Genomic DNA, 17,002 nt, shown 5'->3' with positions numbered 1-17,002 from the left:
ATGGCGTCCTTTTTTCTTCGCCGGCCCGCCTTTGCGTGGGTGATTGCCATCCTGACCATGGTGGCGGGCCTGATCGCCCTCACCCGCATTCCCATCGCCCAGTATCCGGCGGTGGCGCCACCTACCGTGATCGTCTCGGCCGACTATCCCGGCGCCTCCGCGCGCACCGTGGAAGATGCGGTCACCGCCGTGCTGGAGCAGCAGATGCATGGCATTCCCGGCCTGCTCTACCTGGATGCCAGCAGCGAAGGCGGCACCGCCAGCGTGACGCTGGGCTTTCGCCAGGGTACCGACGCGCAGCTGGCGCAGGTCAATGTGCGCAACCGCGTGATGCAGGCCGAACCACTGCTGCCGGAGGCGGTGCGCCGCGGCGGCATCTATGTCGACCAGGCCAGCGCCAACCCCTTCATGTACGTCTCCCTGGTGTCTGACGACGGCCAGCTCGACGAGACCGCGCTCGGCGATTTCGCCGCCGGCTCGGTGCTGCCCATGCTGCGCCGGCTGCCCGGCATCGGCAAGGCCGAACCCTACGGCGCCGAATATGCGCTGCGCATCTGGTTCGACCCGGACAAGCTCAATGCGCTCGGCCTTACCGCCGCCGACGTGGAGCAGGCCATCAAGGACCGCAACGGCGATGTCACGCCGGGCCAGCTCGGCGGCGCGCCGGCGCTGCCGGGGCAGCCCTTCCAGGCACTGGTGCGCCCGCCGCGCCCGTTGAGCGACCCGGAAGCATTCGGGCGCATCGTGGTGCGCAGCGGCGGCGATGCTTCGCTGGTGCGGCTGCGCGATGTGGCCCGCGTGGAACTGGGCGCCAGCGACTACCGCTTCGGCTCGACGCTGGACGGCAAGGTATCGGCCGCGATCGGCCTCAAGCTGGCGGACGGCGCCAACGTGCTGGCCACCTCGCGCACCGTGCGCGCCGCGCTGGACGACGCCATGCGCAACTTCCCGCCCGGCGTGCGCTATGCGATCTCCGCCGACAACGCGCAGTTCGTCGACCGCTCGATCTGGCGCGTGCTGGCCACGCTGGCCGAAGCCGCGGTGCTGGTGTTCCTGATCCTGTACCTGTTCCTCGGCAACCTGCGCGCCACGCTGATCCCGATGATCGTGGTGCCGGTGTCGCTGCTCGGCACGGTCGCCTGCCTGTATGCCCTCGGCCTGTCGCTCAACGTCATCACGCTGTTCGGCGTGGTGCTGGCGATCGGCATTCTGGTGGACGACGCCATCGTGGTGGTGGAGAACGTGGAGCGCATCATGCGCGAGGAAGGCGTGGACGCGACCGAGGCCGCGGGCCGCTCGATGCGCGAGGTGTCCGGCGCGCTGGTGGCGGTCACGCTGGTGCTGTGCGCCGTATTCGTGCCGATGGCCTTCATGGGCAGCGCGGTGGGCGTGATCTACCGCCACTTCGCCGTCACGCTGGCGATCTCGATCGCGTTCTCGCTGTTCTTCGCGCTGTCGCTGGCGCCGGCAATGTGCGCCAGCCTGCTGCGCCACGCGCAGCATCCGGTGCGCGGGCCGCTGGCCTGGTTCGAGCGCGGCTTCACGGCGTTTGCCACCCGCTACGCCGGCTGGGTGACGGCGCTGCAGCGGCGGCGCCTGCGCTGGCTGGGCGTCTACCTGGCGCTGGCCGTCGCCGGCAGCGCGCTGCTGTGGCAGATCCCGTCCGGCTTCCTGCCCGAAGAAGACACCGGCGAGCTGGTGATCGATATCGAGCTGCCGGCCGGCGCCACCCAGGCGCAGACGCGTGCCATGGTGGCGGAGCTGGAAACATGGCTGCGCGCGCAGCAATATCCGGTGCAATCGAGCTTTGCCGTGCTGGGCTGGAGCAATTCCGGCAGCGGCGAGCAGCGCGCCAGCCTGTTCCTGGCGCTGGAGGACTGGGAGCGCCGCGGCAGCAAGGACCGCGCCGAGGCCGTGCTGGCCAGGCTCTCGGAGGGGCTGGAGGCGTGGCCCGGACGCGGCCGCGCGCAGCTCTACGCCTACAACGGCGCGGCGCTGCCCGAGCTGGGCAGCACCGGCGGGCTCGACATGCGCCTGGTGGCGCAGCCCGGCACCGGCCGCGCAGCCCTGTTCGCGGCGCGCGACAAGCTGCTGGCCGCGCTCGGGGACAAGCGCGACGATGAGCCGTCGCTGGGCGAGGTGCGCGCGGCCACCGCGCAGCCGGCGCCGGCGCTGGACCTGCATATCGACTACGAGCAGGCGCGCAGCTTCGGCGTGGAGCCCGAAGCGATCCATCACGCGCTGTCTGCCACGCTCGGCTCGCGCTATATCGACGAGGTGGCGCGCGAGGGGCGCATACGCCGTGTGATCCTGCAGGCCGACGCGCCTTTCCGCATGGATCCCGCGCGCCTGTCGCGCGTGCATGTGCGCAACGCGCGCGGCGGCATGGTGTCGCTCGGCGCCTTCGCCGAACTGGTGTGGGGCGCGGGCGAGGCCACGCTGGAGCGCTTCGGCGGCCTGGCCTCGGTGCGCATCAACGCCGAGGTGGCACCCGGCCACAGCACCGGCACGGCGATGGCGCGGCTTGCCGCCAGGGTGCGCGAGCTGGGCGCCGCCTACGACGTGCGCTGGACCGGGCGCGCCTTCGAGCAGCAGCAAAGCGGCGCCCAGGCGCCGTGGCTGTTCGCCTTGTCGATGCTGTTCATCTTCCTGTGCCTGGTGGCGCTGTACGAGAACTGGACGCTGCCGCTGGCCGTGCTGCTGGTGGTGCCGGCAGGCCTGCTTGGCGCGCTGCTGGCGATCTGGCTGCGCGGCATGCCCAACGATGTCTACTTCAAGGTGGGCGGCGTGGTGATCATGGGGCTGGCGGCCAAGAACGCCATCCTGGTGGTGGAGTACGCCGAGCAGCTGCGCCGCGGCGGCATGGGGCTGGTCGAGGCTGCCGGCCAGGCGGCCCGCCAGCGGTTGCGCCCGGTGGTGATGACCTCGCTGGCCTTCATCCTCGGCGTGGTGCCGCTGGCCGTGAGCAGCGGGCCGGGCGCGGCGGCCCAGCGCGCGGTCGGCACCGGCGTGCTGGGCGGCATGCTGGGCGCCACCGTGATTGGCGCGCTGGTGGTGCCGCTGCTCTACGTGCTGATCGGGCGCGGGCGTGCGCGGCGCGGGCAGCAGCAGGCACCGTCGTAAGACGTGCGGAGTACGGGTGGTGCGCGGGAGAAAATGCGGAAAAGCGGAAAAGCGGGCGGCGGGGAAAAATCACCCGCCCGGCGGGAGAGAGAGGAGGAGGAGGTCAGCCGGGCAGGTGGGAGATAAAGCGGTACTGCGGGGTGGCGCGTCAGGTGTCGCGATACTGGACGGGCTAATCAGCCGGCCCGTAACGCGAGGCGGTCACCGAAGTGACCGCCAGGAGACACGCGGTGCCGGGTCAGACCCGGTAGCCGTAGAGCGAACCGTCGCCCGAGCGCGAATTGTCGAGCGAGGAGGCCGAGATTTCGCCGCTGAAGGCGCGCGCGCCGTCGGTGAAGGTGTCGAACCTGCCTTGCTTGGCGCCATCGGTGAACGTGTCGAACTTGCCTTGCTTGGCGCCGTCGGTGAAGGTGTCGAACTTGCCTTGCTTGGCGCCGTCCGTGTACACGTCGTACCTGCCCGTGCGCAGCGCGTCGGCATACACGTCGAACTTGCCGAGCTTGCTGGCGGCAGGCGCGGCCAGCGCGGCGGCCGATGAAACGAGGATCAACACGCCTAAGGCGCTGCCGAGGATGCGTCTGGCATTCATTTGGGACTCCTTCAACTGATTTTGTTTCGTCTTTTTTTTGGTCTGCTTTACTAGCTGCTGCGGCAATCTATGTTGCGCTGCGAGCACGGACTGAAGATTAGTGGTTGGTTCGGCAAGGAGAAATACCACTGCGACGAATGGTGCGTTGCGAGTCGTGAAACGCTGGAAGTACGGACGAACGGCGCCCATGCCGCCGCGAATGGGCGACGCGCAGCGCGAATGGCGGTGGTGCGGGGTGGTGGGAAGGTCGCCTGGCGGCGGTGCCGGGCGCCGGCCAACCCAGGCTGGAGGCGGCCTGGCCAGGATCGGGGCAGGCCGTGGCGCTAGCTTTTTCCTGCCTCGGCAAGGCAGGCGGCGCGCACCGGGAAGCCGCGGATCGCACCGGGGCGTACCGCCAGGCGGCGTCCCCGTATCTGCGAAATGTGCGCCATGAGGCCCTGATTATTTTAGAGCGTGAACTGTCCGTTGGCCTCGGGCTGGAAAGAAAGCTCGACCACGGTGACCTTCTGTTCGCGTCCGTCCGGCAGCCGGTAGCTTACGGTCTGTCCGCTGCGTGCGCCGAGCAGCGCCTGGCCAACCGGCGATAGCACCGACAGGCGGCCGGCCTCGAAATCCGCGGTATCCGGATAGACCAGCGTCCAGTTGCGCGGCGTGGCCTCGCCCTCCAGCGCGCACGTCAGGCTGGAGTTCATGGTCACGACATCCTTGGGAATGGCTTCCGCCGGCACGATGGCGGCGCGCTCCAGGATGCCGTCGAGCATCTCCACCAGCGGTGCGGCGCCGGCGCGGCTGGCAATGCGCTCGAGCCGGGTGACATCGAGTTCGGTGAGGTAAAGGGTCGGTTGCTGCTGCTTGGATGAAGCCGTCATGATGGATCCTCGCTAGGTGGCGATGCGTGGCCCCGGCCCCCAGGCCCGACCCGCTGTGGATCGGCACGGTATTGCCAGGTCATTGGATTGATTCAGGCCGTCAGGAATGACGGGAAAGCCGCGAACAGGGTGAGACTCGGCCCGGTTCGGCGCTTGCCTGCGTGTGGGGTTACGTCAGGCTGGGAACCGGGCGGGATCAGGCGGAGCGCTGACCCGGCGGCAGGCCGTGGCCTGGTTGGCTTGTGCGCGCAATGCCGACGCCGCGCGCGCCCACGCGCCGGCCTGCCCGGTACGGGCAAGCACGGCAGCGGTCGGCGGCAGGCAGCAAGGCATCATCGGCATGCGGCAGGAATGTGGGAAGTCGGAAAACGCGGAAACGAAATACGGAAACGGCGGGGAAAACCGGAACAAGCGCGCTTTGCGTGGCGGCTGCAACGAAAGCGATGGCTTACTCGGGCAGGCGAAACCTGATTTCCGTGCGCCGGATCCGCCGCCTGCTCACCAGCCGGGTGCACGGCTGGCAAAGGGGATCGTAGCACAGGCGGCGCCTTCTTTTAAGACGCCATGCGTCGCCCTGGCCGCTTCGGCGGGTTCAGGCGCTTCAGTGGTGGTCCTGGGCGTGCGGGTGGCATTCGCACGCGGCACCGGCCGCGGCCTGCTGCAGGTTCTGCAGGATGCCGCACTCGCTGGCGGGGTGCGGCTGGTCGCAGGTGTGGCGCAGCGCCCGCAATTGCCCTTCCAGTGCCTCGAGCGCCACGCGCTGGGCATGGATCTGGTCGATCTGGCGGTCCAGCAATGCGTTGATATCGTCGCAGGCGAGCGTGGGATCGCGCTCGAAATCGCGCAGCCGGCGCACATCGGACAGGCTCATGCCGAGCGAGCGGCAATGCCGCACGAAGTTGAGCTGCAGCAGGTGGGCGTCGCCGTAGCGGCGATAGCCGTTGTCTTCGCGCTGGGGAGCGTCGAGCAGGCCCTCGCGCTCGTAGTAGCGGATGGTCTCCACGTCGCAATCGCTGTGGCGGGACAGTTCACCGATTCTCATGCGGACTCCGGGTGACGCCTGCATCAGGCAAAGACCCTGTAGTAATTACGGGGTTAGCTACGAGTGTAGACCATCGGGCGGCGTCTCGCCACCCGCGGGCGGCATGGCGCGATCAGGCCGGGGCAGGTCCGCGGGCCTGGTCGCGCACGCTCAGCGAGCGCGGCGCGAAGGCCGCGCGCATCACATCCACCGCCAGTTCCGGCCGGGCGGCGCCGCACATGAACACGTCCACCGCGGCAAAGCCGTATTCCGGCCAGGTATGGATGCTGATGTGCGACTCCCGCAGCAGCAGCACCCCGGTCACGCCGAGGCCGGGCCCGAAATGGCGGAAGCGTGCATCGACCACGGTGGCGCCGGCGGCCCGCGCGGCCTGGTACAGCACGCGCTCCACCAGCGCGGCGTCGGCCAGCAGCTCGGCGGCCACGCCTTGCAGGTCGGCCAGCAGGTGGTGGCCCAGCACGGCCGGGCAAGGCAGCATCGGGGCGTTCATGGCCGCGCGCCCGTCGGCGCCATCGGCCTGGCCTGTGTCACCCTTCTCATTTGTGTCCGCCGCCCGAGGACCAGCCGCTGGAGCCGGATGAGCCGCCGCTCCAGCCGCGGGCGCTGGAATAGCCGGATGCGCCGGATGCCCCGGAACGGCCGCTGTCGCCGATATTGAAGAAGGTGGTGCCGAACAGCACGATGATCCCGTAGACGAGGTAAAGCAGGCGCACGCTGACTCAATCCTTTCCGGCCCAGCGCTGGACCAGCCAGATCGGCGCCCACAGCAGCAGGAAACCGAACACGATGGTGAACCATCCGCGGTCCGTGACCAGGGCCACCGGCACGTTGAGGATGGCGAGGAGGATGGCGTAGACCTTGGCGCTCTTGCGGCAGAAGGCCAGGTCCGCGCCGCTGCCCGCCGGCCTGGCTGCCTGCGGCGCGCGGGCCGCCTGCGCCAGGGCGGGCACGGACCTGAACCATTGCGCCACCTGCGCGCGGGCCACCGTGGTGGACAAGGTCCAGACGATCTCGGTCTCGGAAGTCTCGCGCGTGAGGCGCCGCGCCGGCTTGCCGAACTCGGTCAGGCGCGTGGTGTCGCCCACCTGCACGCGCCAGTTGAAGGTGCCGGCCGCGTACAGCACCTCGCTCTCGTAGTCGAAGCCCTGCTGGAAATTCTGCCCCTGGTAGCTGGCGGCGGTGGCGGAGACCATGCGCGGCCAGGTATCGAGCACCTCGACGCGGTCCCAGCCGCTGTCCTGCTCGACCAGCCACAGCAGGCCGCGCTGCTCGTTGAACAGCAGGTATTCGACCCAGGTGGAAGCTTCGTCCTCATCGTTGTCCGTGCACTGCATCAGGCCCAGCACCGTGTACGGCTTGCCGTCGATGGTGCCGGTGTCGCCCGGTGCGAGGCTGGTCTTGAGCGCATCGAGCTCGCGCTGCTTTTCCAGCACCAGCGCGGTGGAGGTGGTGCAGTCGATCTGGCTGTGGCAGCTCGGGCAGACCACGAAGCTGGCCACGCCGGCGCGGTAGGCGATCGCGCCGCCGCAGCCCGGGCAGGCCAGCGGCACGGCCTTGCCGCGGTAGCGGTCGGCGGTGCCGGCGATCTGGTCCGGCTCGCGCAGCAGCTGGCACTTGAGCTGGTCCAGCGTGACCGCCGCGCCGGCATAGACCGCTGGCGGATAGCCGTGCGCGTAGTCGAGCGTGACGAAGCGGCCCTCGTCGCGGAAGTCCGCCACCTGCGCGGTCCAGCCCGCGCCGACCGCAAACGGCAACTCGCCCTGGCCACCGGTGCAGCGCGCGCTGCGCACATCGCTGGCCAGGTAGCGGTGCTTGTCGAAGAACAGGCTGGTGCCCGGCGAAAGATGCTCGTACTGCGGCAGCGGCGCGCCGTCGAGCTGGCCGGGAGATGCCTGAGCGGGGTCCGGCGGGGCGCGCCGGGTCAGCATGTACTGGCCCGAGGCATCGGCCAGCCAGCCGTCGCTGCCGTCGTCGAACAGCAGGTACCACTCGTTCCACAAGCCGGCGTCGTAGCGCAGCTGGATGCGGCCGACCAGGGTGAAGCCCTGCCCGTTCCACTGCCCGCTGGTACTGAGCTGCAGCGGCGTGTAGTCCTCCAGCACGGCGGACATCTTGCCGATGTCCTTGACCGTGTCGGCATCCTTGAGCAGCGTGCTGTGGCAGTACTCGCACACCACCATCACGGCGGCCGACGAGCGGAAGGCCGCGGGCGCGCCGCAACTCGGGCAGTTGATTTCTTGCATGCGCCGTGCGTGCTCAGCCGACCAGTTTCTTCAGGATCTCGGCCTTGGCGGTGTCGAACTCGGCCTGCGAGATCAGGCTCTTGTCGAGCAGCTCCCTGAGCTTCTGCAGGCGCGCGGCGGGATCGTCGGCCGCCGCCGGTGCCGCCGGTGCCGCCGCGGCGGGCGCGGCAGGAGCAACGGCAGGCGCGGCGGCGGCGCCGAGCCCGCCAGCCATCGCCTGGCCCATCACGGCGCCGGCCGCCAGGCTCGCGCCCAGGCCCGCCACGCCGCCCTCGTTCTGCGCGGCCAGCGGGATCGAGCTGGCCACCTGGTACTGCGTGTACCTGGCCATATCGCCCATCATGCCCATCGAGATGCGGGTGTCGATGGCCTTCTGCAGCTCTTCCGGCAGCGACACATTGGTCACCGCGAAGTTGTCCAGCGCCACGCCGTAGCGCTCGAACTCGGGCGCCAGCCGCTCGCGGATGGTCTGCGACATCAGCGCCTGGTTGGCGGCCATGTCGAGGAAGGGCACCGAGGCGCCGCCGAGCGTGGACGTCATGGTGGCGATCAGCAGGTTGCGCAGCTGCTCCTCCACCTCGTCGCGCGTATATTCGGCGCGCGTGCCGCTGATCTCTGCATAGAACTTCGCGACATCGGCGATCTTGTACGAATACAGGCCGAAGGCGCGCAGCCGCACCATGCCGAAATCGGCGTCGCGGATGGTGACCGGCTGCGCCGTGCCCCACTTGCGGCCGATCTGCAGGCGCGTGCTGAAGAAATACACATCGGACTTGAAGGGCGACTCGAACAGCTTGTCCCAGTTCTTCAGGTAGGTCAGCACCGGCAGCGTCTGCGTGGTGAGCTTGTACATGCCAGGCCCGAACACGTCGGCGATCTTGCCTTCGTTGACGAACACCGCCATCTGCGATTCGCGCACGGTCAGGCTGCCGCCGTACTGGATCTCCATGTCCTCCATCGGATGGCGCCAGGCCAGCACGCCGTCGCTGTCCTCGGTCCATTGGATGATGTCGATGAACTGCTTCTTGATGAACGATCCGATGCTCATGGCGATCCCCAGGTTTCTCGGCAATATGCGGGCAGGTTCAGGAAGGGCGTTGGTCCGCGCGCGTCACGACAGGCACGCCGCATTGATGGCGCCGACCACCACCGAAATGGCGCCCATCAGGCCGCCCATGCCGACGTTGTTCGACTCGATGGCCGCATCCATGTCGGGCAGTGCGCGCGCCAGGCCCGCATAGGCCAGCGCCTGCACCAGCATGGCTCCCACCGCCCACACCAGGAACATCACGAAGGTGTCGTTGTGCTGGATGCTGGACGACAGCGTGAAGCAAAAACCGAACATCGCGCCGGACAGCGAAAGCGCCGCCGCGAGGTTGCCCTGGCGGATCAGCGCGAACTCGCGGAACGGCGTGATCCTGGTGTAGACTCCGACGAACACGGCCAACAGGGCAAGGCCGGCCAGCAGGTGCAGCACGTACGCGTAGATGCCTTGCATCATCGATGTTCTCCGGCGGATTCCGCGGCGCCGCGACCAAACGGCAGCGCTGTAGCGCGTGGCGCTCAAGTATATCGTTGTCCATTTCCGCTCATCGCAACAATTTGCAATCCGCCGGGCGCCGGCACGCGCCCACGCCTGCGCCTGCGCCGCTCCCCTTCCACCCGCCCTGCTCGCCCGCCGACCGCTCCTGAATCGTCCCTGAACCGATGCGCGACCGTACCCTTGTTCTTTCGGTGTTGATCGTGGCGTCCTGCGGGCTCGGCTACGAGCTGATCGCCGGCGCCCTGTCCAGCTACCTGCTGGGCGACTCCATCCTCCAGTTCTCTTCCATCATCGGCTGCTACCTGTTCGCCATGGGCGTGGGCTCGTGGCTGTCGCGCTACGTGAAGGACGAGGATGTGCTGGCGCGCTTCATCGATATCGAGATCCTGATCGGGCTGATCGGCGGGGTCTCGGCGGCGCTGCTGTTCGTGGTGTTCGCCTGGCTGTCGGCGCCGTTCCGCACCGCGCTCTATGCGCTGGTGTTCGTGCTGGGCGTGCTGGTGGGCATGGAGATCCCGCTGGTGATGCGCGTGCTCAACGCGCGCCGCACCGCCTTCAGCGAGCTGGTCAGCCGCGTGCTCACCTTCGACTACCTCGGCGCGCTGGCGGTGTCGCTGGTGTTCCCGCTGGTGCTGGCGCCGCGCCTGGGCCTGTCGCGCACGGGCTTCCTGTTCGGCATGCTCAATGCCGGCGTGGCGCTGGTCACCATCCATATCTTCCGCGACGAACTCAAGGCGGCGGTGCCGCGCATGCTGCGCGCCTCGCTGGTGCTGGTGCTGCTGGCGGGCGGCTTCGCCGGCTCGGGGCGCCTCACGCACTGGGCAGAGCGCGGCATGTTCGGCGACGAGATCATCCACAGCGAAAGCACGCCCTACCAGCGCCTGGTGATCACGCGCTGGAAGGACGACCTGCGCCTTTACATCAACGGCAACCTGCAGTTCTCCTCGCGCGACGAGCACCGCTACCACGAGGCGCTGGTGCATCCGCTGCTGCAGTCGTTGCCGTGGGCGCGGCGCGTGCTGGTGATCGGCGGCGGCGACGGCCTGGCGGTGCGCGAGATCCTCAAGCACCGCAATATCGAACACATCACGCTGGTGGACCTGGACCCCGCCATGACCACGCTGTTCTCGCGCAGCGCGCCGCTGGTGGCGCTCAACCAGGGCTCGCTCAAGGACGCGCGCGTGCAGGTGGTCAACGCCGATGCCGCGCAGTGGCTGGAGCAGCACGACGACATGTTCGACGCCATCGTCGTCGACCTGCCCGACCCGTCCAACTTCGGCCTCGGCAAGCTGTACTCGGTGCCGATGTACAAGCTGCTCTCGCACCATTTGGCCGAGAAGGGCTATGCGGTGGTGCAGTCCACCTCGCCGTACTTCGCGCCGCGCTCGTTCTGGGACATCGACGCCACGCTGCGCGAGGCCGGGCTGCACACCTGGCCGTACCACGCCTATGTGCCGTCCTTCGGCGAATGGGGCTTCATCCTGGCCGGCAAGCGCGCCGACTACACGCCGCCGGCCAGCTACGACGTGCCGCTCAGGTTCCTCGATGCCGACAGCACCGCGCTGATGTTCCGCTTCCCCGCCGACATGGCGCCGCGCGAGGCGCGCCCGAACCGGCTCAACGAGCAGACGCTGGTGCACGATTTCGAGCAGGACTGGCGCAATGTCATCCGCTAGCGGCACCCTCAGCGTGATCCTGGCGACGTCGCGCGGCCTTGCCGTGCCGCTTGTCCTGCCTGCGGTCGCGCGCCGGGCCAGGACAGCTTCGCTTCATCGTCGCTGCGCTGCCGGACCAACCCGTGCGGGCGCTCACAGGGAGAGAGCATGGACCGCCGCCGCTTCCTGATCGCTGCCGCGGGCGCCGCCGGCACCGGCCTGCTGGCCGGCTGCGACCAGCTCGGCGACGAGGCGCGCCGCTTCCTGGCCGGGGTCGGCCTGCGCGAGCCGGCGCCCATGGTGCTGCGCCCGGGCATGGCCGAGGGCCATGCGCTGCGGGACGCCGCGAGCTGGACGGCGCCGCAGGAAGAGATCGTGACCGATGTCGCCATTCTCGGCGGCGGCGTGGCCGGGCTCAGCGCGGCCTGGCAACTGGCGCGCGCGGGCATGCGCGACTTCGTGCTGGTGGAGGGCCCGGAGTTCGGTGGCAACGCGGCGGGGGGCAGCTTCGGCGAGCTGGCGTTTCCGCGCGGCGCGCATTACCTGCCCCTGCCCTCGCTGGAATCCGTCCACATCCGCGAGATGCTGGCCGACACCGGCGTGATCGCGCGCGATCCGTTCGCGCCGCGCCCGGAGTTCGACGAGCGCGCGCTGGTGCATGCCCCGGACGAACGCCTGTTCTTCGATGGCAAGTGGCACGACGGCCTGCTGCCCAGCGAGGCCGTGGCGCCGGCAGAGGCGGCGCAGCACGCGCGCTTCCTGGCGCGCATGGAGCGGCTCAAGGACGCGCGCGGCAGCGACGGCCGCAAGGCCTTCGCGATTCCGCTGGCGCTCGCCTCGCAGGACCCGGCCTGGACCGCGCTGGACCGGCAGAGCATGCGCCAGTGGATGAGCGCCGAGGGCTTTACCTCGCCGACGCTGCATGGCTATGTGGACTACTGCTGCCGCGACGACTACGGCGCCGGCCATGACGTGATCTCGGCCTGGGCGGGCGTGTACTACTTCGCCAGCCGCGCCGGCCATGCCGCCAACGCCGCCGACGGCGCCGTGCTGACCTGGCCCGACGGCCTGCACACGCTGGTGACGCGGCTGTCGGCGCGCATCGATGCGCACCGCGCCGGCGCCGGGGCCGGGCCCTGGCGCCGGCCTGGCATGGCCGTGCAGGTACGCGAGCAAGGCCGCGAGGTGGAGGTGCTGTGCGCGCGGTGGCCCGGCGGCGGAGCGGCCGGCGCGCCGCGGCTGTATCGCATCCGCGCGCGCCGCGTGATCTGCGCCATGCCGCTGCACGTGGCCACCCATGTGGCGCAACTTGGCGCGTTCGGCTTCGACCCCGCCCGGCACCTTCCGCCCAGCGCGCCGTGGCTGGTCTCGAGCTTCCGCCTGCGCGGCTTCCCGCCCGAGCAGCCGGGCGTGCCGCTGGCCTGGGACAACGTGGTCCACGGCGGGCGCGGGCTGGGCTATGTGGTCAGCACGCACCAGCTGATCCGCCAGGCCATGCCGGCGGCCACCGTCTTCACTGCCTACTGTCCGCTGGACCCGGCCGCATCAACGGGTACGGCTCCCCGCGCGCCTGCGGATGTGCGCGGCTGGCTCGCCGGGGCCAGCCCCGCCGAGCTGATGGACTATGCCACCGCCGACCTGCACGCCGTCTACGGCCGCGCCTTCTGGCGCCACGCGGATGCGGTGGAGATCACCGTGCGCGGCCATGCCATGGCCTCGCCGCGCACCGGCTTCCTCTCCAATGCCGGCAGCGCGGCGCTGCGCGCGGCCGACGGCCGCATCCTGTTCGCGCACGCCGACCTGTCCGGCCTGTCGGTATTCGAGGAAGCTGCCTGGTGGGGCACGCGTGCCGCGCAGAAGATCCTCGGCTGAACCGCTGGCCGGTCCAGCGATCCAAGTGCGGCTTGCGCCACCGGGGATGGCAGCACCGCTGCGAATGCCGCATCCTGTAGAATTCCTGGCACGGTTTCGTGTCGAACACTGCGATTCACGATTCGATTCCACGATTCCGAACCAGACGTATTTTCCGTGCGCCCCATTCGCTTGCTGTTGCTGCTCCTGATGCTTGCCGTCATGCCCTTCCAGAGCTGGGCAGGCGCTAGCGTGTGCGCAAGCGGCAACACCGGATTGCCTGCCGACCGGACGCAGCATGCGTGCGCCGTGGCGGCCGGCGGTGCGGATCAGGACCGCGGGTCGCCCGCGGTCTTTGCCGCAACGGCCTTTGACCAGGCCGACCACGACGGCAGCGACGCCAAGGATCCGTCCCAGGGCGGCGCCGACCTCGCCGAATCCCTGCTGCCCGCCGCGCCGTTGCGCGTGGCCGCCGGCCTGGCGCGCAGCGGCGCGCCGCTGCACCGCCCGGGCCTGCTGCCCGACCCCGACCTCCCCCTCCAGCAGCGCCCGCCAAGCGCCTGAGCCCCGGCGCGCCGTCCTGGCGCGCGCCTCGTTTCCCGCACCTCGCCGTCAGCACCGGCGCGCCATCCGAGGCGTGCCGCGTGTGCGTCATCCGCGCATTGCCGCGCTGTCCGCGCCCGTGCGAGGTGCCAGTGCCCGTTTTGCCGTTTTTCCCTTTGATTCGACCGACTTTCCTCACAGACCAAAAATGAAACGCGTCCTGCTCTTCCTGGCGACCAACCTCGCCGTCATGCTTGTCCTCAGCTTCACCGCCAGCCTGCTCGGGGTGAGCCGATTCCTCACCGGCAACGGGCTCAACCTGGGCATGCTGCTGGCGTTCGCCGCCCTGATGGGTTTCGGCGGCTCGTTCATCTCGCTGCTGATGTCCAAGATGATCGCCAAGTGGTCCACCGGCGCCCAGGTCATCACACAGCCCGGCAACAGTACCGAAGTCTGGCTGGTGCAGACCGTGCAGAGGCTGGCCCAGCGCGCCGGCCTGCCGATGCCCGAGGTCGCCATCTACGAAGGCGAACCCAACGCCTTCGCCACCGGCGCGACCAAGAACAGCTCGCTGGTGGCCGTGTCCACCGGCCTGCTGCAGACCATGTCGCACGACGAAGTGGAGGCCGTGCTGGCGCACGAAGTGGCCCACATCGCCAACGGCGACATGGTCACGCTCACGCTGATCCAGGGCGTGGTGAACACCTTCGTGATCTTCCTGGCGCGCGTGGTCGGCTATTTCGTGGATTCGATGCTGCGCAAGAACGACGAGGAATCGAGCGGCCCCGGCATCGGCTACATGATCACCGTGGTGGTGTGCGAGATCGTGTTCGGCGTGCTGGCCAGCATCATCGTCGCCACCTTCTCGCGCCATCGCGAATACCGCGCCGACGCCGGCGCGGCGAAGCTGATGGGCTCGCCGACGCCGATGGTGGCGGCGCTGCGCCGCCTCGGCGGCCTGGAGCCCGAAGGCCTGCCGCAGAACATGCAGGCCATGGGCATCGCCGGCGGCAAGTCGTGGCTGTCGCTGTTCTCCAGCCACCCGCCGATCGAGCAGCGCATCGCCGCGCTGCAGTCCCGCGGCTGAACGCGCGCCTGGCGACGCGCCGGCCGCTCTAGGCTGGCGCAGCCGCCAGGCTCGTTGCGGGGCACGCCCGGAACGCCGCCCGGTAGCGCTCGGGCGTGGTCTGCATATGCCGCTGGAAGGCCTGCCGCATCACGTCGGCATTGGCGAAGCCGGTGGCATGCGCGATGCCTTCCAGGCGCCGGCCGTCTTCCTCTAGCAGGCGCCGCACCGCCTCCACCCGCAAACGCTCCACGTAGCGCGCCGGCGTCTCCCCGACCTGGCGCGCGAACACGCGGGCAAAATTGCGCGGGCTCATCGCCACGCGCTCGGCCAGCACCGGCACCGACAGGTCGCGCGCCAGGTGCTGCGCCATCCATCCCTGCAACTCGCGCAGTTCCGGGTTCTGCGCGCTCTGCGCCTGCAGCATGGTGGAGAACTGCGCCTGGTTGCCCGGGCGCTGCAGGAACAGCACCAGCTCGCGCGCCACCGCCAGCGAGGCGGCGTGGCCGAGATCGTCCTGCACCAGCGCCAGCGCCAGGTCCATGCCGGCGGTGACGCCGGCCGAGGTATAGAGGTCGCCGGCGCGGATCCAGATCGGGTCGGGATCGACCTCCACCTGCGGGTGCTGCGCGGCCAGCCGCGCGGCGTGGCGCCAGTGCGTGGTGGCGCGGCGCGCGTCGAGCAGCCCGGTATTCGCCAGCATGAAGGCGCCGGTGCAGACGGCACCGAGGCGGCGCACATGCGGCGCCTGCGCGCGGATCCAGTCGATCAGGCGCGCGTCGGTGGCCGCCGTGCGGTGGCCGGAGCCGCCGGCGATCAGCAAGGTATCGATGGGTCCCGGCAGCGTCTGCGCGATGCGGTGGTAGGGCGCGTCGGCCAGCAGCCGGATGCCGCTTTCGGTACGCACCACGCCGTCGTCGCTCACGCTGGCGATGCGGATGTCGTAGGCGGGCCCGCGCCTGCCTTCGAGCCGGTTGGCGTGGCCGAACACCGCGCTCGGCCCGGTCACGTCGAGTTCCTGCGCCGGATCCGGCGCGACGATCACCACGCTGCGTGGCGGATCGTCCGGCAAGGCAAGGCTGGCTGGCATGGCAGTCGCTCCGCGGCGGGAGCCTGGGGCAGTGGGTGGCCTGCCGATCATACCGGCGCGCGCGTTCATCCCGCCAGCACCGCCCGGCGCGCGACGCCGCGCTGCCAGCCCAGCGTGATCGCCAGCGCCACGGCCAGCGCCGGCAACACGGCCAGGTTCACTGCCTGCCAGCCGTAGCGGTACAGCACCTGCCCGGCAGCCAGCGTCGCGAGCGCGGTCAGCACGGCGGCGGAGAACTCGGCCAGCGCCTGGGTACGCGCGCGCTCCGCGGGGCGATAGGTCTCGGCCAGCAAGGTGGTGCCGCCGACGAACATGAAGTTCCAGCCCACGCCGAGGCACAGCAGGGCCACGTAGAACGCGGGCAGCGCCGTGGACGCCAGCGCCACCAGCGAACCCGTCGCAGCGAGCGCGATGCCGCACATCAGCATCGGCCCGCGGCCGAAGCGCTGCAGCAGCCAGCCGGAGAAGAACGACGGCGCATACATGCCGACCAGGTGCCACTCGATGATCTGCGCGCCTTGCGTGATGGTGTGGCTGCACGCCACCGCGGCGATGGGGGTGGCCGTCATCACGAACATCATGACCGCGTTGCCAATGCCGTTGTTGGCGAAGGCCGCCAGGAACAGCGGCTGGCGCGCGATCTCCGCGAGCGGGCGCGCGGGCAGCGCGGCCTCCGCGCGTTGCGCCTGCACCACAACGTGGGCCGGCGCGTCGCGATAAGCGAGCGCCAGCAGGAGCACGGTGGCGAGCCCGAACACGGCCACCACCGCGTAGGCGCCGGCGAATGGCTGCGCTGCCATCAGGTCGCTGCTCCACGCGGCGATGGCCGGGCCGCAGACCGCCGCCACCACGCCGCCGGTCAGTACGGTGGAGATCACGCGCGGCTTGTCCGCAGGCGCGGCGGCGTCGGCGGCGGCGAGCCGGTAGAAGCGCGCGAACGCCTGGAACACGCCGACCAGCGCGGTGCCAACGCAGAACGCGACGAAGTCATGGTGCGAGATGGCCCATACCGACACCAGGCCGCCGGCGCAGCAGGCCAGCCCGCCCAGGCAGAACGCCACGCGGCGGCCCAGGCGCTCGATCAGGAAGGCCGCCGCGATGGCGGTGACGGCGGAGGCCACGGTGATCAGCGCGAACGGCAAGGTGGCCAACGCCTTGTCCGGCGCGAGCGTGTAGCCGACCAGGCCGGTAAGCGTGAGGTCGACCGAGAGGGCCGAGGTAAACAGGGCCTGGCAGACCGCCAGGAGCCGGGCTTGCGATAGCGCGGAAGGTGTCATCGGGCGCTCCGGTGAAGGGCGTTGGGGATGACACCGAGCGTAGGGAAAGCGCCGCCACGCCGGCTGACAATGATCCGCAGATTTCTGCCATGCGGCGCGGGCGGATTCCCG

At 69.9% G+C, this 17,002-nt stretch carries 15 protein-coding genes; 5 read left to right on the top strand and 10 right to left on the bottom strand.

What is annotated here, in order from left to right; all coding sequences use genetic code 11:
• Entirely contained in the window at positions 1-3,123 is a 3,123-nt protein-coding gene (locus AB4Z48_RS05895; RefSeq protein WP_441612944.1) for an efflux RND transporter permease subunit, read from the top strand.
• A gap of 238 nt (positions 3,124-3,361) precedes the next feature.
• On the opposite strand, the gene AB4Z48_RS05890 is transcribed toward AB4Z48_RS05895, so the two are convergent.
• The 8 genes from AB4Z48_RS05890 to AB4Z48_RS05855 all read right to left on the bottom strand — a co-directional run bounded on the left by AB4Z48_RS05890 (position 3,362) and on the right by AB4Z48_RS05855 (position 9,364).
• Positions 3,362-3,712, bottom strand: a complete 351-nt coding sequence (locus AB4Z48_RS05890) for a hypothetical protein (protein WP_441612943.1) — start codon at positions 3,710-3,712, stop codon at positions 3,362-3,364.
• Between the two features lie 446 nt (positions 3,713-4,158).
• Complete coding sequence (rnk, locus tag AB4Z48_RS05885; protein ID WP_441612942.1) at positions 4,159-4,581, bottom strand: nucleoside diphosphate kinase regulator; 423 nt, start codon at positions 4,579-4,581, stop codon at positions 4,159-4,161.
• 601 nt (positions 4,582-5,182) lie between these two features.
• Positions 5,183-5,623, bottom strand: coding sequence for a Cd(II)/Pb(II)-responsive transcriptional regulator (locus AB4Z48_RS05880; protein ID WP_441612941.1), 441 nt, complete (start codon positions 5,621-5,623; stop codon positions 5,183-5,185).
• Positions 5,624-5,735: 112 nt separating this feature from the next.
• Positions 5,736-6,113 carry an adenosylmethionine decarboxylase gene (gene speD, locus AB4Z48_RS05875; RefSeq protein WP_441612940.1) on the bottom strand — a complete coding sequence of 126 codons (378 nt, stop codon included), beginning with the start codon at positions 6,111-6,113 and terminating at the stop codon, positions 5,736-5,738.
• 46 nt (positions 6,114-6,159) lie between these two features.
• Positions 6,160-6,336: a hypothetical protein gene (locus AB4Z48_RS05870; RefSeq protein ID WP_441612939.1), complete on the bottom strand. Its 177-nt coding sequence runs from the start codon at positions 6,334-6,336 to the stop codon at positions 6,160-6,162.
• 6 nt (positions 6,337-6,342) lie between these two features.
• Positions 6,343-7,866, bottom strand: coding sequence for a DUF4178 domain-containing protein (locus tag AB4Z48_RS05865; protein ID WP_441612938.1), 1,524 nt, complete (start codon positions 7,864-7,866; stop codon positions 6,343-6,345).
• Between the two features lie 13 nt (positions 7,867-7,879).
• Positions 7,880-8,914, bottom strand: a complete 1,035-nt coding sequence (locus tag AB4Z48_RS05860; protein WP_441612936.1) for an SPFH domain-containing protein — start codon at positions 8,912-8,914, stop codon at positions 7,880-7,882.
• Positions 8,915-8,977: 63 nt separating this feature from the next.
• A complete protein-coding gene (locus AB4Z48_RS05855) occupies positions 8,978-9,364 on the bottom strand; it encodes a DUF350 domain-containing protein (RefSeq protein ID WP_441613054.1) in 387 nt (128 codons plus the stop codon).
• A gap of 209 nt (positions 9,365-9,573) precedes the next feature.
• Between AB4Z48_RS05855 and AB4Z48_RS05850 the strand changes: the two genes are divergently transcribed.
• The 4 genes from AB4Z48_RS05850 to htpX all read left to right on the top strand — a co-directional run bounded on the left by AB4Z48_RS05850 (position 9,574) and on the right by htpX (position 14,545).
• Positions 9,574-11,085, top strand: coding sequence for a polyamine aminopropyltransferase (locus AB4Z48_RS05850; RefSeq protein WP_441612935.1), 1,512 nt, complete (start codon positions 9,574-9,576; stop codon positions 11,083-11,085).
• 147 nt (positions 11,086-11,232) lie between these two features.
• Positions 11,233-12,936 (top strand): FAD-dependent oxidoreductase, encoded by a 1,704-nt coding sequence (locus AB4Z48_RS05845; RefSeq protein WP_441612934.1) that lies wholly within the window; start codon positions 11,233-11,235, stop codon positions 12,934-12,936.
• A 171-nt stretch (positions 12,937-13,107) separates the two neighbouring features.
• The gene (locus tag AB4Z48_RS05840; protein ID WP_441612933.1) at positions 13,108-13,479 is read left to right on the top strand and encodes a hypothetical protein; all 372 of its coding nucleotides are present in this window, start codon (positions 13,108-13,110) and stop codon (positions 13,477-13,479) included.
• Between the two features lie 187 nt (positions 13,480-13,666).
• The gene (gene htpX / locus AB4Z48_RS05835) at positions 13,667-14,545 is read left to right on the top strand and encodes a protease HtpX (protein ID WP_441612932.1); all 879 of its coding nucleotides are present in this window, start codon (positions 13,667-13,669) and stop codon (positions 14,543-14,545) included.
• A 28-nt stretch (positions 14,546-14,573) separates the two neighbouring features.
• Here the strand turns inward: htpX and AB4Z48_RS05830 are convergent, their stop codons facing one another.
• Both AB4Z48_RS05830 and AB4Z48_RS05825 read right to left on the bottom strand, forming a co-directional pair.
• Positions 14,574-15,614, bottom strand: coding sequence for a GlxA family transcriptional regulator (locus AB4Z48_RS05830; RefSeq protein ID WP_441612931.1), 1,041 nt, complete (start codon positions 15,612-15,614; stop codon positions 14,574-14,576).
• Positions 15,615-15,679: 65 nt separating this feature from the next.
• Positions 15,680-16,891 carry an MFS transporter gene (locus tag AB4Z48_RS05825; RefSeq protein ID WP_441612930.1) on the bottom strand — a complete coding sequence of 404 codons (1,212 nt, stop codon included), beginning with the start codon at positions 16,889-16,891 and terminating at the stop codon, positions 15,680-15,682.
• Between the last annotated feature and the right edge of the window lie 111 nt (positions 16,892-17,002).

Source organism: Cupriavidus sp. 2TAF22 (genome assembly GCF_052115045.1).
Classification (GTDB): Bacteria; Pseudomonadota; Gammaproteobacteria; order Burkholderiales; family Burkholderiaceae; genus Cupriavidus.
This window is presented reverse-complemented; position numbering and strand designations above follow the sequence as displayed.

Excerpts from the sequence above, each read along its gene's own strand:
- AB4Z48_RS05895 (WP_441612944.1), top strand. The coding sequence starts at position 1 with ATGGCGTCCTTTTTTCTTCGCCGGCCCGCCTTTGCGTGGGTGATTGCC.
- AB4Z48_RS05890 (WP_441612943.1), bottom strand. The coding sequence starts at position 3,712 with ATGAATGCCAGACGCATCCTCGGCAGCGCCTTAGGCGTGTTGATCCTC.
- rnk (WP_441612942.1), bottom strand. The coding sequence starts at position 4,581 with ATGACGGCTTCATCCAAGCAGCAGCAACCGACCCTTTACCTCACCGAA.
- AB4Z48_RS05880 (WP_441612941.1), bottom strand. The coding sequence starts at position 5,623 with ATGAGAATCGGTGAACTGTCCCGCCACAGCGATTGCGACGTGGAGACC.
- speD (WP_441612940.1), bottom strand. The coding sequence starts at position 6,113 with ATGAACGCCCCGATGCTGCCTTGCCCGGCCGTGCTGGGCCACCACCTG.
- AB4Z48_RS05865 (WP_441612938.1), bottom strand. The coding sequence starts at position 7,866 with ATGCAAGAAATCAACTGCCCGAGTTGCGGCGCGCCCGCGGCCTTCCGC.
- AB4Z48_RS05860 (WP_441612936.1), bottom strand. The coding sequence starts at position 8,914 with ATGAGCATCGGATCGTTCATCAAGAAGCAGTTCATCGACATCATCCAA.
- AB4Z48_RS05855 (WP_441613054.1), bottom strand. The coding sequence starts at position 9,364 with ATGCAAGGCATCTACGCGTACGTGCTGCACCTGCTGGCCGGCCTTGCC.
- AB4Z48_RS05850 (WP_441612935.1), top strand. The coding sequence starts at position 9,574 with ATGCGCGACCGTACCCTTGTTCTTTCGGTGTTGATCGTGGCGTCCTGC.
- AB4Z48_RS05845 (WP_441612934.1), top strand. The coding sequence starts at position 11,233 with ATGGACCGCCGCCGCTTCCTGATCGCTGCCGCGGGCGCCGCCGGCACC.
- htpX (WP_441612932.1), top strand. The coding sequence starts at position 13,667 with ATGAAACGCGTCCTGCTCTTCCTGGCGACCAACCTCGCCGTCATGCTT.
- AB4Z48_RS05830 (WP_441612931.1), bottom strand. The coding sequence starts at position 15,614 with ATGCCAGCCAGCCTTGCCTTGCCGGACGATCCGCCACGCAGCGTGGTG.
- AB4Z48_RS05825 (WP_441612930.1), bottom strand. The coding sequence starts at position 16,891 with ATGACACCTTCCGCGCTATCGCAAGCCCGGCTCCTGGCGGTCTGCCAG.